We start from the raw sequence: 15,637 nt of genomic DNA, 5'->3' as shown, positions 1-15,637 counted from the left end.
CTAGTTACAAGATACCCTAAACCACAAATAGTTGCGTTAACGCAGTATTAAATTAAAGTCCTAAAATCTTGGCATCTACAAAAAAAGTAGAATTTACTTCCAATTCATGGTCCGTACTCATCAACTCATCGGTAACGGTATTTAGCCTTAAACTAAATTCGTCTTTCTTTATATACTCCTTTAAATCGGTATCTGAAGTGTCTAAAGTAATGACACTACCAGCATCATCTGGCACTTCTTCCAAATAGGCAATTCTTATCTCCTCTAAATCATCTGCAGAAATATATACTTCTATCGAATTTAAAAAACTGAAATCTGCACCATCGGGCGATATAATGACCAATTCCAATTCTGTCAACTTAATCTCTTCAATTAGGTCTTTTCTAGTATCGTTAACTTCAAAAGTAGATTCTGAATTGGTCTCAATTTCAGGAGTAAAAACATCGAAAGGTAAATCAATACCAGCAGAAGAAGGTATGGTAGCGCGTTGGCTATATTCCATGTCAAATTTTGTTAACTCATCAAGCTTATCACAAGCGGTAAACAATGCAAATAAACAAATAACGGCAATGTACTTTTTAAACATAATTAGGGGTTTAAATTAGTAAACGCCATTCTTCAAAAAATATTTAAAACCCTTAGTAAATTTATTGAGAGATATATTATCTATTAAAAATATAGGTTACCTCATCATCGGCAATATCCGGGTTATCCTCAAAAGTAAGTGTCAATTGATCCTCCTGAGTCTCGAAAAAAAACACGGCACCATCAGAAAAATTAATTCTATTGGCCTGACCGCCGTAAAAATGTTCCCCACTTTTCCTAAAAAATTCATAGTCACTTTCATGGTCAACGGTAACCATACCCCTTCTAGGATCGAAATTAATTGTAGTTAAAGAAAAATCTACATCTTCAGTAAAACTGCAAAAACATATTACATTTGAGAGCACCCAGTCACCTTCCAATGCCAGATCATCTATTATACGATCATCATCACTACAAGAAATAAAAAACAATAATAGTATTGCTACTAGATTAAACTTCATGAAATAGCCTGTTTAGAAAGATTTAATTGAACACCAATACGAAATAATTTTTCTTACCGCGCTGTAATAATACAAACTTGTTATTGATCAAATCTTCTGCAGTAATCAAAAAATCTTCTTTTACTTTCTCCTTGTTGACCGAAATAGAATTTTGTTTGAGCTCTCTTCTAGCCTCTCCATTAGAGCCTAAAAAACTGGTTTTAGCTGCCAAAGCTCCAATCATATCCAATCCGTCAACCAATTCAGATTTAGATAGTTCTGCTTGTGGCACTCCATCAAAGATTTCTAAAAATGTCTTTTCGTTCAACCCTTTTAAATCTGATGCCGTAGATTTTCCGAATAATATTTTACTGGCTTTAACCGCATTGTCCAAATCTTCTTGTGAATGCACCATTACCGTAATCTCGTCCGCCAATCTCTTCTGTAACAATCTTAAATGCGGAGCTTCTTTATGTTCCTTTATCAGATCTTCAATTTCTTGTTGACCTAAAAATGTAAAAATCTTTATATACTTCTCAGCATCTTCATCTGATGTATTCAACCAATATTGGTAGAACTTGTACGGCGATGTTCTTTCTGCATCTAACCATACATTACCGCCTTCTGTCTTGCCGAACTTGGTACCGTCTGCCTTTGTAATTAACGGGCATGTTAATGCATAGCCCTTTCCACCTGCAATTCTTCTGATTAACTCTGTACCCGTGGTAATATTTCCCCATTGGTCACTACCGCCCATTTGAAGGCTACAATTGTTCTCTCTGTATAAATGTAGAAAATCATATCCCTGAACTAGTTGGTAGGTAAATTCAGTAAAAGACATGCCTTCTTTTGCTTCTGATGAAAGACGTTTTTTGACCGAGTCTTTAGACATCATATAGTTTACGGTAATATGCTTACCTACGTCTCTGATAAATTCCAAGAACGAAAAGTCTTTCATCCAATCATAATTATTGACCAAAACAGCGGCATTATCCTCATCTCCGGAAAAATCCAAAAAACGGGATAATTGCTCTTTTAATGCATTTTGATTATGACGAAGCGTTTTCTCATCAAGCAAATTACGTTCTGCAGATTTACCGGATGGATCACCGATCATACCTGTAGCACCACCGATCAAAGCATACGGTTTATGCCCCGCCAGTTGAAAGTGACGTAACATCATTACGCCCACCAAATGGCCTATATGTAAAGAATCTGCAGTAGGATCAATACCTACATAAGCAGACTGCATACCTTCCAATAAATGTTCTTCCGTTCCTGGCATTGCATCGTGCAACATACCGCGCCACTGTAATTCTTTGACAAAATTTGTCATTTCTTGCTTAATTTTAATTGAACTGCAAATATAAATGGAATTCTTGCCAGTACACAGAAGTTTAAAGCATGAATTTATCCACCGGTATTTCCTAAATTTGAATTATGGTATTAGTTACAGGAGGCACAGGCTTGGTGGGGTCCCATTTGCTACTAAAATTAACGATGAACAACACAAAGGTTAGAGCGTTGTTCAGAACCAAGGACAAACTTGTTCAGGTAAAAAAAATCTTCTCTTATTATTCTGATAACGCCATAACCCTATTTGACCAAATTGATTGGGTACAGGGAGATATTTTAGATATCCCTTCTTTAGAAAATGCCATAGAGGGTGTTACCCAAGTTTATCATTGTGCAGCCTATATTTCTTTTGACCCCTCAGATTTTAAAAAGCTTGAACGCATAAACCGTGAAGGCACGGCCAACATTGTAAATATTTGTATCTCATATGCCATAAGTAAATTGTGCCATGTGAGTACCATTGGCGCAATAGGTAGGTCTTTAAACGGAGAATTGGCTGATGAAGAAACTGAATGGACGCGCCAAAATGCCAATCCGTATGCCATAACAAAGCACCTGGCCGAAATGGAAGTTTGGCGTGGCGCACAAGAAGAATTAAAAGTTGTGATCGTAAATCCAGGGGTTATTCTTGGACCCGGATTTTGGAACAGTGGTAGTGGCGCTTTCTTTAAAACTGCCGCAAAAGGATATAAATATTACCCACCCGGTGGAACAGGTTTTATTACCATAAACGATGTTACCAATATTATGATCGCACTTATGAACTCTACTATTTATAACGAACGATTTATTCTGGTCGCCGAAAATTTGACCTACCAACGAATATTGGAAAAAATAGCCTTGGCAATGAGCAAAAAACCACCTACAACCGTGCTTAAATTTTGGCAACTAGAAATAGGCAAGATTGTAGACAAAATTAGAAATTTACTCACCGGAAGCCCTAGAACTATTACAAAAAATACTATTTACGGACTAAAAAACACTACCGAATTCAACAATGGGAAAATAAAAAACACCTTGAATATGGAGTTCGAGAACTTAGACGAACAAATAAAATTTAGTTCTAAACTTTTTACTTCTGAACATTTTTAGACGAGACCGAATCTTTCTTTTTAATTTCTATATTTTGTTTAGTTTTCTCGGCAATACTTAAACTATCCCTAATTTTTTTCTCTGCCTCTAATTTTAAGCGCTGTTCTTCTAGATCAGATTCTACCTCTTTGTACATATTCTCATATCGCAAAGGTTTAGAAGCATAATACCTGTCACTATCAACATATTGAGCGCTATCTATTTCAAATTTCTCAAATATAAAAGATGTAGGCTCTACCCCGTTCTCTCGCAGCTTACCCAAATTGGTCGCTTTTGCGGCATTAACGATCGCCATCTCTTTAATAATCAATACCATTTTATCCTCTGGTATTAAATTATCCGGCTTCTCAATTAATTCTTCGGCGCAAGAAGTTAACAAGAAAAGTGCCGCCACTAAAAACAATATGTGTTTCATGGTCTATTGAATGTTAGCCTTTTGGCATTTCGCTTTTCGGAAAACTGTCCGTTGCTATAACCTAAATGGCCATTTACAAAAGTATGTACAACTTTAGATGAGAACGTAGTATCCTCAAAAGGTGACCATTTGCATTTGTAGGCGATATTTTCCTTAGTAACCGTCCAAGGGCTATTTAAATCCGCTACAACCAAATCTGCATAATAACCTTCACGAAGATACCCGCGTTTTTCTATTTGAAACAATATTGCCGGATTATGGCACATTTTCTGTACCATATTTTCTAAAGTAATCTTTCCTTCTTTTACTTTTTCCAACATTGCATTTAATGCGTGCTGTACCAACGGACCGCCGGAGGGCGCTTTTGTATACACATTACTCTTCTCCTCCAATAAGTGTGGGGCGTGATCTGTTGCAATGACATCTATTCTATCATCTAATAGCGCATCCCAAAGCATATCCCTATCCTTAGCGGTCTTTACCGCAGGGTTCCACTTTATTAAAGTGCCTTTGTTTGCATAATCCGCATCTGAAAACCAAAGGTGGTGTATACAGACCTCTGCCGTAATTTTCTTTTGTTCCAACGGAATATCATTACGAAACAGATCTGTTTCCTTTCCGGTAGAAAGATGAAAAACATGCAATCTTGCACCAGTTTTCTTGGCCAACGCAATTGCCCTGGACGAAGAAAGGTAACAAGCCTCTTCACTTCTAATAATAGGATGCATTTCTACAGGAATATCATCACCATACTCTGCCTTATATTTTGCCAAGTTTTCCCTAATGGTCGTTTCATCTTCACAATGTGCGGAGATGACCATTTCTGTATTGCTGAAAATATTCTCTATTACCTTTTCATCATCTACCAACATATTGCCTGTAGAAGAACCCAAGAACAACTTAATACCTGAACAGGCATTTTTATCCAATCTTTTTAATTCTTCCAGGTTGTCATTGGTACCGCCAAAAAGAAAAGAATAATTGGCAAAAGCAGCATTTGCCGCAGTAGCGAACTTCTCTTCCAATTTTTCTATAGTAGTCGTTTGTGGCGTTGTATTAGGTTGCTCCATAAATGTAGTAATACCACCTGCAAGTGCCGCTCTACTTTCTGTTGCAATTGTTCCTTTGTGGGTAAGGCCCGGCTCCCTAAAATGAACTTGATCATCTATAACACCGGGTAAAACATGTTTACCAGCAATATCGATCACCTCTGCATCTGGATCAGATATGTCTTTTCCTATTTTAGCGATAACATCATCTATAATTAGGATGTCACTTTCCTGTGTCACCCCCTCGTTGACCATTATTCCGTTTTTCAACAAAATTTTACCCATACTTAAAACTTATTTTTCAAAAATAGACTTCTCATTTTCATTATAAATACACCCCAAATAGCTTCACTGATAATAGAGGAACTCATTTTAGACTTCCCCAGTATCCGATCCCTGAAAATAATAGATACTTCCTCTATTTTAAAGTGCTTTAAATACGCCCTAAATTTCATTTCTATTTGAAATGCGTAACCTACAAACCGAACCGAATCTAAGTCTATGGCTTCCAATACATGTCTTTTATAACATACAAAACCTGCTGTAGGATCATCTACACGCATACCAGTAATCAACTTTACATAGATTGATGCCCCATAGGACAACAAAACTCTATATAAGGGCCAGTTTACTACATTAACTCCTTTTTTATATCTACTGCCAACTGCTAAATCCGCTCCGTTCTCACATGCTTTCTGTAACCGTAACAAATCTGAAGGCGTATGCGAAAAATCTGCATCCATCTCACAAATATAATCGTAGCCCTTTTCAATTGCCCATTTAAAACCATGAATATAGGCAGTACCTAATCCTGATTTCTCCAATCTTGTCTCTAAAAATAATTTATTCTTGAACTCTTCTTGAAGTCCGCGAACGCAGTCCCCTGTTTTATCCGGTGAATTGTCATCGACAATTAGTACATGAAATTCTTTCTGCAAAACAAATACCGCCCTAATTATAGCCTCTACATTCTCAATTTCGTTATACGTAGGTATGATTACGATACTATTGGACATATGTTAATTATAGGTGTTTCGACAAAAGTAAGGTTTTAAAAGTCTTATTAAAATGGGCAACAATACCTTTATGATATTTTTACATTAGTTACCTAACCTTAAATTTGTAATTTTACCATTTAGTAATCTAAGCAGATGTTGACTAAAATACCAAAGCAGTTTTACTATTTTTTAGCTGCCATATTCATTTTAAACCTTATTCAATCTAGTTTTACGCAACTCATTTTTGACGAAGCCTATTACTGGTATTACAGTCAAAATATGGCATGGGGCTATTTTGACCATCCACCTATGGTAGCGCTTTTGGTGAAGATTAGTAACTTCTTTTTTAATGGTGAATTGGGTGTTCGCTTTATGAGCTGTGTGCTATCTGCAGCCAACATTATTATTCTTTGGTTAATGATAGACAACCCCAAAAAGAACGACTACATTAAACATTTCTTTGTACTGGTTTTTTCAATGACCTTGCTCAACGCTTACGGGTTTTTCACCTTACCGGATACTCCTTTGTTATTTTTTACAAGTTGCTTTTTACTCACTTACAAGCATTTTATAAAAAATGAAGGTGTGGGATCGGCCATTCTTTTAGGCTTATTTATGGCCGCATTAATGTACAGTAAATATCATGCCGTACTGGTTATATTCTTTGTACTGTTATCCAATCTTAAACTTACTACCAACAAATATGCTTGGCTTGCCGTTCTTATTGCGCTATTTTGTTATTCCCCCCATTTTTATTGGTTGTACGAGAACGACTTTGTGTCCATAAAATATCATTTATATGAGCGGCCAAATGGAGCGTATAGCTTTGAAAAATACACTTTGGGCTTTTTGGTAAATTTAGTGGCCATATTTGGGCTTACCTTTCCGTTCATATACAAATCACTGTTTAAAACAAAAGGAAATAATCTTTTCAACAGGGCACTTATTTATCTTACCTACGGTGTACTCATATTCTTTTTTATATCAAGTTTTAACAGAAGGGTACAAACTCAATGGATTATTATTGTATGTATTCCCCTGGTGGTTATAGCTTATAATTACATGCTACAGAATAAACAAGCATTAGCTTGGATCTATAAACTTGGCCTTATCAATACGGTGCTGATTATTTATTTAAGAATGGGACTCGTCTACCAACCATTACTGTTCAATTTTTATTATGAAAGCCATGGCAATAAAGAATGGGCAGCTGCAATAAAAGAAGAAGTAGGTAATATCCCCGTAGTTTTTGAAAACTCCTATAGAAACGCACCAATGTATTCTTTTTACACCGGTGCAACACCTACCTTTTCTTTGAACAATTTTATGTATCGAAAAAATCAATATTCCATAAATGATTCAGAAGAGAAAGTACGGGGCAAGGATGTTGCCTATGTTTCTAAATATCTAAACAGCCCTACATTTACCTATACTAGAGAGAATGGCGGTCTCTATAAGGGCAAATATATTAGTAACTTTCAATCGTACAGAAAATTAGATTGTACTATTGACGACACCCCGGTATCTTTAAATTCAGAGGAGCAAATTGAGCTTAAAGTTTACAACCCCTACAACGAAGATATTGATCTTAAAAAATTGAAATTTGCGGTCAGTTATATGGACGATTATAAAAAGCCCCAGGAAACACTGCAGATAACACCTAAACCCACAAAAGTTAACACTGCATACTTAAAACAGCAGGACACTACCCATTTTATATTTCAATTGCCTAAAACGAAAAAGGAAAAGATTGGCTACTTTAGAGTGGTAATTTCTGAAAATGATCTTTTATACGGTCTAAACGGAAAAGCAATTCATATTAATTGATGGAACCTATTACAAGAACCTTAGAGCAGACGGACTGGATTACCATAACACTTATGGCAAGTCTTGTATTTCCATTGATTGCCAAAAGTATCTATTACCCACGTTTTTTAAACTTTATAATTCTTCCTTTTAACAATAAGTACATTACCATGTACACGAAGAAAGAGAAGTTGTTCAACTGGTTTCATTTTCTAATGAGCGTGTTCCAGATTATCAATCTAACCTTATTTATTTTTTTTATTTGGCGTTCTTATATAAATATTTCAGGAACAAAAAACCCCTATATTTTTCCTTTATTGCTTGCAGGGGTTTTCTTATTTTTTTCCGCGAAAACAATGGCACAACTGTTAAATGGATTCATATTTAACTCTTACAACACCTTTAATGAATTGATTTTTAAGAAACTAACCTATCTTAATTATGCAGGTTTTGTTCTTTTCATTGCCAACGTATTTCTTGCTTATGTTTTTAAAGACTCAAGAATCATAATAATTATTGCACTCATTTTATTTTTGGCGATCAATATAATTGGTTGGGTAACAGTCCTCAGGAATTACCAAAAATTTATAAGCAGCTATTTTTTCTATTTTATTTTGTACCTTTGCGCACTCGAAATTGCACCCTTAGTTATTATGGGAAGCTTTCTAAAATAGTGCAGCATATGAAAGTAAAAACGATTTTGGTCTCTCAACCTGAGCCGAAAATGGAAAACTCCCCCTATTCCAAACTTATCGATAAAGAGAAAGTAAAGGTTGATTTTAGACCGTTCATTCATGTAGAAGGAGTTGACGCAAAATCTGTACGTCAGCAAAAAATAGACTTGAATGATTTTACCGCTATAATCTTAACCAGTAGAAACGCAGTAGACCACTTTTTTAGAATTGCGGATGAGATGCGCTTTAAAGTGCCTGATTCCATGAAATATTTTTGTCAGTCAGAAGCGGTTGCCTATTACCTTCAAAAATACGTTGTCTATAGAAAACGTAAGATATACGTAGGTAAAAGATTATTTACGGATTTAGTACCGTTGATAAAAAAATATAAGGATGAAAAATTCTTACTTCCTTCTTCTGATGTGCTCAAGCAAGATGTACCAGATACGCTGGACTCTTTGAGTATTGAATGGAAAAGAGCTATTTTTTACAAAACCGTGATTAGCGACCTTTCAGATTTGCGCAACGTGTACTATGATATATTGGTATTTTTTAGCCCATCTGGTATAGAGTCGTTATTACAGAATTTTCCGGATTTTGATCAAAAAAATACTAGAATTGCTGTTTTTGGCAACTCTACGGTAGATGCCGCTACAGATGCCGGCTTACGAATAGATATTAAAGCTCCAACGCCCGAGACACCTTCAATGACCATGGCGTTACAGAAATATATTATGAGCGTAAACAAATAAAACGTTTATAACTAGATATTAAAAAAGCCTTGCATTGCAAGGCTTTTTTTTATTTAGAACGCGTACCGTTGTGGACCGCCCCTTCTTATTTCTTCACTGGCATAACTTTCAAATTTTTTAAAGTTTTCCCTAAAGGCATTTGTCAGTTTAAATGCAGTTTTATAATACTTCTCATCATCGTTCCATGTTGCTCTTGGACTCAAAACCGAAGTTGGTACCCCAGGACACTCCCTTGGCTGTGCAACACCGAATACTGAATGTATATGGTATTTATCATAAGAGTAAAGACCTAACTCTCCACTTAATGCAGCAGAAATCATTGCTCTGGTATACTTTAATTTCATTCTGGTACCAACACCGTAAGGTCCACCTGTCCAACCTGTATTTACAAGCCAAACATCTACGCCAGATTCTTTCATTTTCTTACTCAACATTTCTGCGTACTTTGTTGGGTGCAATGGCATAAACGGCGCGCCAAAACAAGCAGAAAATGATGGTACAGGCTCTACAACACCAGCTTCCGTCCCTGCAACCTTAGCAGTGTAACCAGATATAAAGTGGTAAGCTGCCTGACTAGGAGTAAGCTTGGATATTGGAGGCAAAACACCAAAAGCATCGGCTGTTAAAAAGAATATATTCTTTACATTTTTACCTATTGACGGTTGTTGAATATTATCAATATGATGAATTGGGTAACTAACCCTTGTATTTTGCGTTATAGAAGTATCCGCAAAATCAACATTGCCTTTATCATCTAAGACTACATTTTCAAGTATAGCACCTGGCTTGATAGCTCCGTAGATTTCCGGCTCTTGCTCTTCAGAAAGGTTGATCACTTTTGCATAGCAACCTCCTTCAAAATTAAATACCGTATTCCTACTGGTCCAGCCATGCTCATCATCACCAATTAATTTTCTATTAGGATCAGTAGACAAAGTTGTTTTTCCTGTTCCTGACAATCCAAAAAAGATTGCCGTATCACCATCCTTACCAACATTGGATGAACAGTGCATTGGCAAAGTTTCCTTATAAACAGGTAAAATAAAATTCAACGCAGAAAAAATTCCCTTTTTAATTTCACCTGTATATCCTGTTCCACCTATTAAGGCAATTTTATCAGTGAAGTTTAAGATTGCAAAATTATGTTGCCTTGTACCATCCTCATCTGCATTGGCCATAAAACCCGGTGCATTAATAACGGTCCATTCTGGTGTAAAATCTTCCAATTCTTTCTCCGTAGGCCGTAAAAACATATTATAAGCAAACATATTTGACCAAGGAAATTCATTGATAACACGAATATTCAACCTATAATCTTCGTCTGCACAGGCATAACTATCCCTAACAAAAAGTTCTTTTTCGTTCAAATAATTAATGACCTTAGTGTATAAGGCATCAAATTTTTCTTTTTCAAAAGGAATATTGATATCTCCCCACCATATTTTATCTTTAGTTATATCGTCTTTAACAATATATCTGTCTTTGGGGGACCTACCTGTAAATTCACCGGTATTGACTGCAAGTGTTCCATTGCTGGTTTCAACTCCCATGTCCAGATCTAAAGTGGCCTTTTGAAGTTGTTCCGGTGTTTCCTGATAATGAAAATTGGCGTGTGTAATCCCGTAGTTTTCTAGGGATATGGTATTCGCATTTGTCATTGAGCTTTTCATGCTTTAGAAAATTTGTTCGTGTAAAACTAAAAAAATAAAAGCTGAACCACTGATTTTCAGAGCTCAATTAGCGTCATTTCCCGTCGAAATACGAATTCAATTATAGAATCGCTATAAATGAAAAAAATTCGCATGCACTTTATTCCTTTTAATACACATTATAAGGAGATAACGTATTTTAAATGCATTATTGTTATTTAAGGCTTAATATTTTAAGAAATAAATAAAAAAAGAGGTCTTTTTTTGACACTCAATTCTTAGTTTTTAGAGAAATATTCAGCCGTTTTTGTAGTTAAAAGCAGGGCTGCGTGCTTCATATTGTACTCAAGATCCTTATGCTCATCCTTAATATCGAACACATCAAAAACACCAACCTTTTTTAGATCGTCTTTAGAAATTTCTAGTGCTCCACAAATAGCTATTACAGGAATTTTATATTCTTTGCCCAATCCTATCACCCCTTGCAGTAGTTTACTGTTTAAATTTTGTTCATCAATTTTACCTTCACCGGTAATAATATAATCAAAACTCTCTTTTTGTAATACCTCCTTTAAACCGGATAATTTCAAAATAAAATCCATTGCACCTAAAAACTCCGCATTCAATAAAGCTTTTAAACCAAAAGCGGCCCCTCCTGCGGCACCGGTACCCGGCACTTCATTATAATTTACATTATATCTATCTGAAACTACTCTGTTCAATCTAATTAAACCGTTATTTAATTCGGCTACGGCATCATCCGTAGCGCCTTTGTATTTAGCATATACATACGCTGCTCCATTTTTACCGAATAGCGGATTTATTACATCATGAACTGTGTAGAACTTTACCTGCTTTAGTTTATCCGAAACCCGAGAATCATCTATAGACCTTATCAATTGCAGGCTAGAGCCAACAGGGGGCAACACCACTCCATTAGCATTTAAAAAATCATAACCCAAGGCACTTGCAATACCTATTCCGCCATCGTTGGTAGCACTTGCTCCCAAGCCTATATAAATATGCTTAATTCCTTTTTCTACGGCATCTTTAATTTCAATGCCTGTACCAAACGTAGTTGTCAACATTGGGTTACGTTCTTCATAAGGTAATAGATCCAGACCCGAAGCATTGGCAAGCTCTATATAAGCAGAATTATCTTCTTTATTGTATAAATAATATGACCGTATAGGCTCCCTTAGTGGATTTTCACTTATTACTTCAACAGAAATACAAGGCTTATAGTGACTTATGACCTTCAAGAAACCTTCTCCCCCATCCGTTGCTTTAATATAGCGCGATGTAAAAGGAACGCCAGACTTTTTCATACCATCATTAAAGGCATTGGCAAATGATTCACTTGTTAGTGAACCGTCAAATTTATCCGGAATAAGTAATAGCTTCATTTATTTGAATTTATTGGGGAAACTATTTATTGAAATATCCCATAACTCTGGGAGAACAAAATATACAAAAAAGGTCAATATAATAATTGAAATTATATTCATAAATAATCCTTTGCCCACCATATCTGGTATTCTTAGGTAGCCTGAACCAAATACTACCGCATTTGGCGGTGTAGCAACGGGCAACATAAATGCGCATGATGCCGCAACCGCTGCACCCACCATTAATACGAACGGGTGTACATCTATTGTCAACGCCATTGGCGCCAATACGGGCAAAAGCATTGCGGTTGTAGCAAGGTTAGATGTTATTTCGGTCAGAAAATTTACCGCGGCTATCAAAACTAAAATTAGGACAACAATAGGCAGACCAGCTAATGAGGTCATTTGCCCACCGATCCAAATGGCCAACCCGCTAACCTCAAATCCTTTTGCCAATGCCATACCACCACCGAACAATAAAATTATGCCCCATGGCATTTTAACCGCCTCTTCCCAATTAATAATCTGTTCCGCTTTTTTCTTTGAAGGTATTAAAAACAAGACGATAGCAAAGAATATGGCAATTATGGTATCATCTAAACCAGGCAAAACTTTTTGCAAAAGATACGAGCGCGTAATCCAACAGAAAGCGGTCAATGCAAATACAAAGGCCACTATTTTCTCCTCATATGATACCTTACCCAGATTGGATAATAAGCGTTTAATTTCCTGCTTTCCTCCAGGAAAAGATGTCTGCTTAAAGCTAAAGGCATACCTTGTTAAATATTTCCAGCAAATAAAAATCAGAATTATAGATATAGGCAGACCAAAGGCAAACCATTGCATAAAGGTAATTTCATAACCATAGGTATCTAAAACAACACCTGCCAAAACCAAATTTGGCGGCGTGCCGATCAAAGTAGCCACACCGCCAATAGAGGCACTATAGGCAATTGCCAACATTAACGCCTTACCGAATATTTTGTTTTCATCTTCTACCGTATCCGGATTATCCTGTAACTGCTTTATGATAGCCAGACCTATTGGTAGCATCATTACAGAGGTTGCCGTGTTCGATATCCACATTGACAGAAATGCAGTTGCCATCATAAAACCTAGAATGATCTTTCTAACATCTGAACCTATCAGGTTGATAATATTCAAGGCAATCCTTCTGTGCAGGTTCCATTTTTCTATGGCAATGGCTATGATAAAACCGCCCATATATAGAAATACATATTTATGACCAAAAGAACCAGAGGTTGAAGACAAGTCCAACCCACCGGATAAAGGAAACAGCACCAAGGGCAATAATGCCGTTATAGCAATGCTTATAGCTTCCGTAATCCACCAAACGGCAATCCAAATAGTAGATGCCAAAACCGCATTTGCTTGTTGTGAAAGCCCGGCCGGACGAAAAAATAAAAGGATCAATACAAATAAAAGCGGACCCAAGACTAGTCCTAATAATTTTGTTTTAGTCATGTAAATGCCATATATACATTGAAAATACGCTATTTATAAGCCACATTGACTTATTTGACCGCTATTTTACAAATTTTGACCTTAATATACCATAACCCATAAGTAGCCAAGCAGCTATTAAAAATAAACCACCTATAGGCGTAATAATACCGATCACCTTAAAGTCAAAAGACATTAATGAATTTAAAGAAAGTATATAAATGGAAAACGAAAATAACACTACACCAATTACCGTACATATGTAAATGCTTTTCCTAGACTTTATGTATTCATTGGGCAATAGGCCGAGTACAAACAAGAAAAATGCATGATACATTTGGTACCGTACCCCTGTCTCAAAAGTGGTAACGGATTGTGCGTCTACCAAATTTTTTAATCCATGTGCACCAAAGGCACCAAGTATGACCGCCAACATTCCCAACAAACAAGCAGTACCTAAAATTGTTTTTTTCATAACTTTTAAGATAACTTTTTTTATAAATGTAACAATTTGATACCTTAGTCCTTCGTTACAAATCAAAAATACTGAAATCGTATGATGCGAAAAATTCTTGTTATTGGCGCAGGTAAATCCACCTCTTATTTATTGGATTATCTATTAGGAAAAGCGGAAGCTGAAAATTTGGAAATCACCATTGGCGACATAAACCCCACTGCAATTCCATCATCGATTAGCGAACATACACACTGCACCGTAATTGCTCTTGATATTTTTGAAGATACCGCAAGACAAAAAGTAATTGAACATTCAGATATCGTAATCTCCATGCTTCCTGCCCGTTTTCACATCATGGTAGCACAAGATTGTGTTCGTTTAAAAAAACATTTGGTAACAGCATCTTACGTTAGTAATGAATTGCTAGCCCTTGACGAACAGGTGAAGGAAGCCGGACTAGTTTTTATGAACGAAATTGGTCTGGACCCAGGTGTGGATCACATGAGTGCCATGCAAGTAATTGACCGTATTCGTGATAACGGCGGTAAAATAATATTGTTTGAATCTTTCTGTGGTGGCTTGGTTGCCCCAGAACATGACAATAACCTATGGAACTATAAATTTACCTGGAACCCTAGAAATGTAGTTTTGGCAGGACAAGGCGGTACCGCCAAATTTCTACAAGAAGGCACTTACAAATACATTCCCTATCATCGGTTATTTAGACGTACAGAATTCTTTGAAATTGAAGGTTATGGCCGTTTTGAAGGTTATGCCAACCGCGATTCATTAAATTATCGCGAAGCTTATAAATTACAAGATGCACTAACAATTTACAGAGGCACCATGCGCCGTGTAGGCTTTTCAAAAGCTTGGAACATGTTCATACAATTAGGCGCTACAGATGACACCTACACTATTGAAAACTCTGAAAAAATGAGTTACCGAGAATTCATAAATCTATTTCTTCCGTATTCCCCTACCGATTCCGTAGAGCTAAAACTTAGACATTATCTAAAATTAGATCAAGATGATATTCGTTGGGACAAGTTGCTAGAGCTGAACATTTTTGATCAAAATAAATTCATAGGCATACCAAACGCTACTCCGGCCCAAGCGCTTCAGAAAATTCTTGAAGATAGCTGGACGTTGAAATCAAACGAAAAGGACATGATCGTTATGTATCATAAATTTGGTTACGAGTTAAACGGTGAAAAGAAACAAATTGATTCCAAACTTGTTGTTACCGGCGAAAACCAAACGTTTACCGCAATGGCAAAAACCGTAGGATTACCGGTAGCCATGGCCGCCTTAAAAATATTGAACGGAAAAATAACCACACCGGGAGTTCAAATTCCGATATCCAAGGAAGTTTACGAACCCATACTTAAAGAACTTGAAGATTACGGTGTTAAATTTAAAGAATACGATATACCTTATTTGGGGTATAATCCAAATTCTGTAGTCAATTAGTACATTTTAAGTATCATTTTGAAACCAAATAAGTACTTT

General features: G+C 36.3%; 15 protein-coding genes. 5 read left to right on the top strand and 10 right to left on the bottom strand.

Features of this window, described 5'->3' with window-relative positions; translation table 11 throughout:
- Positions 1–52: 52 nt before the first annotated feature.
- The 3 genes from PXC01_RS03260 to tyrS form a co-directional block, all read right to left on the bottom strand.
- Positions 53–586 carry a hypothetical protein gene (locus tag PXC01_RS03260; protein WP_276470946.1) on the bottom strand — a complete coding sequence of 178 codons (534 nt, stop codon included), beginning with the start codon at positions 584–586 and terminating at the stop codon, positions 53–55.
- Between the two features lie 76 nt (positions 587–662).
- Positions 663–1,046, bottom strand: a complete 384-nt coding sequence (locus PXC01_RS03255; RefSeq protein ID WP_276470945.1) for a hypothetical protein — start codon at positions 1,044–1,046, stop codon at positions 663–665.
- A gap of 22 nt (positions 1,047–1,068) precedes the next feature.
- Positions 1,069–2,361, bottom strand: coding sequence for a tyrosine--tRNA ligase (tyrS, locus tag PXC01_RS03250; RefSeq protein ID WP_276470944.1), 1,293 nt, complete (start codon positions 2,359–2,361; stop codon positions 1,069–1,071).
- Positions 2,362–2,465: 104 nt separating this feature from the next.
- Between tyrS and PXC01_RS03245 the strand changes: the two genes are divergently transcribed.
- Positions 2,466–3,473, top strand: coding sequence for an NAD-dependent epimerase/dehydratase family protein (locus PXC01_RS03245; RefSeq protein WP_276470943.1), 1,008 nt, complete (start codon positions 2,466–2,468; stop codon positions 3,471–3,473).
- Here PXC01_RS03245 and PXC01_RS03240 read toward each other — a convergent pair.
- From PXC01_RS03240 to PXC01_RS03230, 3 genes are read right to left on the bottom strand one after another with little or no spacing between them, the layout of a single operon-like run.
- On the bottom strand, positions 3,454–3,888 hold the full coding sequence (locus tag PXC01_RS03240) for a DUF4296 domain-containing protein (protein WP_276470942.1): 435 nt from the start codon (positions 3,886–3,888) through the stop codon (positions 3,454–3,456). The two genes, PXC01_RS03245 and PXC01_RS03240, sit on opposite strands and share 20 nt — an antisense overlap.
- Complete coding sequence (locus tag PXC01_RS03235; protein WP_276470941.1) at positions 3,885–5,222, bottom strand: dihydroorotase; 1,338 nt, start codon at positions 5,220–5,222, stop codon at positions 3,885–3,887. The genes PXC01_RS03240 and PXC01_RS03235 overlap by 4 nt, the downstream gene beginning before the upstream one ends.
- A 2-nt stretch (positions 5,223–5,224) precedes the next feature.
- A complete protein-coding gene (locus tag PXC01_RS03230) occupies positions 5,225–5,953 on the bottom strand; it encodes a polyprenol monophosphomannose synthase (RefSeq protein ID WP_276470940.1) in 729 nt (242 codons plus the stop codon).
- Between the two features lie 135 nt (positions 5,954–6,088).
- On the opposite strand from PXC01_RS03230, the gene PXC01_RS03225 reads away from it, so the two are divergent.
- The 3 genes from PXC01_RS03225 to PXC01_RS03215 are packed head-to-tail and all read left to right on the top strand — an operon-like array spanning position 6,089 to position 9,167.
- Entirely contained in the window at positions 6,089–7,762 is a 1,674-nt protein-coding gene (locus PXC01_RS03225) for an ArnT family glycosyltransferase (protein WP_276470939.1), read from the top strand.
- Positions 7,762–8,415, top strand: a complete 654-nt coding sequence (locus PXC01_RS03220) for a DUF4271 domain-containing protein (RefSeq protein ID WP_338089444.1) — start codon at positions 7,762–7,764, stop codon at positions 8,413–8,415. Before PXC01_RS03225 ends, PXC01_RS03220 begins: the two co-directional genes overlap by 1 nt.
- 8 nt (positions 8,416–8,423) lie before the next feature.
- Positions 8,424–9,167, top strand: a complete 744-nt coding sequence (locus PXC01_RS03215; RefSeq protein ID WP_276470938.1) for a uroporphyrinogen-III synthase — start codon at positions 8,424–8,426, stop codon at positions 9,165–9,167.
- Positions 9,168–9,220: 53 nt separating this feature from the next.
- Here the strand turns inward: PXC01_RS03215 and pckA are convergent, their stop codons facing one another.
- The 4 genes from pckA to PXC01_RS03195 all read right to left on the bottom strand — a co-directional run bounded on the left by pckA (position 9,221) and on the right by PXC01_RS03195 (position 14,143).
- The gene (gene pckA, locus PXC01_RS03210) at positions 9,221–10,837 is read right to left on the bottom strand and encodes a phosphoenolpyruvate carboxykinase (ATP) (protein WP_276470937.1); all 1,617 of its coding nucleotides are present in this window, start codon (positions 10,835–10,837) and stop codon (positions 9,221–9,223) included.
- A 257-nt stretch (positions 10,838–11,094) separates the two neighbouring features.
- A complete protein-coding gene (locus tag PXC01_RS03205) occupies positions 11,095–12,222 on the bottom strand; it encodes a glycerate kinase (protein ID WP_276470936.1) in 1,128 nt (375 codons plus the stop codon).
- Positions 12,223–13,689 (bottom strand): SLC13 family permease, encoded by a 1,467-nt coding sequence (locus tag PXC01_RS03200; RefSeq protein ID WP_276470935.1) that lies wholly within the window; start codon positions 13,687–13,689, stop codon positions 12,223–12,225.
- A 61-nt stretch (positions 13,690–13,750) separates the two neighbouring features.
- Positions 13,751–14,143 (bottom strand): DUF423 domain-containing protein, encoded by a 393-nt coding sequence (locus tag PXC01_RS03195; RefSeq protein ID WP_276470934.1) that lies wholly within the window; start codon positions 14,141–14,143, stop codon positions 13,751–13,753.
- Between the two features lie 81 nt (positions 14,144–14,224).
- Here PXC01_RS03195 and PXC01_RS03190 point away from each other — a divergent pair, with 81 nt between their 5' ends.
- Positions 14,225–15,598: a saccharopine dehydrogenase family protein gene (locus tag PXC01_RS03190; protein WP_276470933.1), complete on the top strand. Its 1,374-nt coding sequence runs from the start codon at positions 14,225–14,227 to the stop codon at positions 15,596–15,598.
- Positions 15,599–15,637: the final 39 nt, after the last annotated feature.

This window comes from Maribacter huludaoensis (assembly GCF_029350945.1).
Taxonomy (GTDB): Bacteria; Bacteroidota; Bacteroidia; order Flavobacteriales; family Flavobacteriaceae; genus Maribacter; species Maribacter huludaoensis.
Note: the sequence above shows the minus strand (reverse complement) of the source record. Positions and strands in the feature narration are given on the sequence as shown.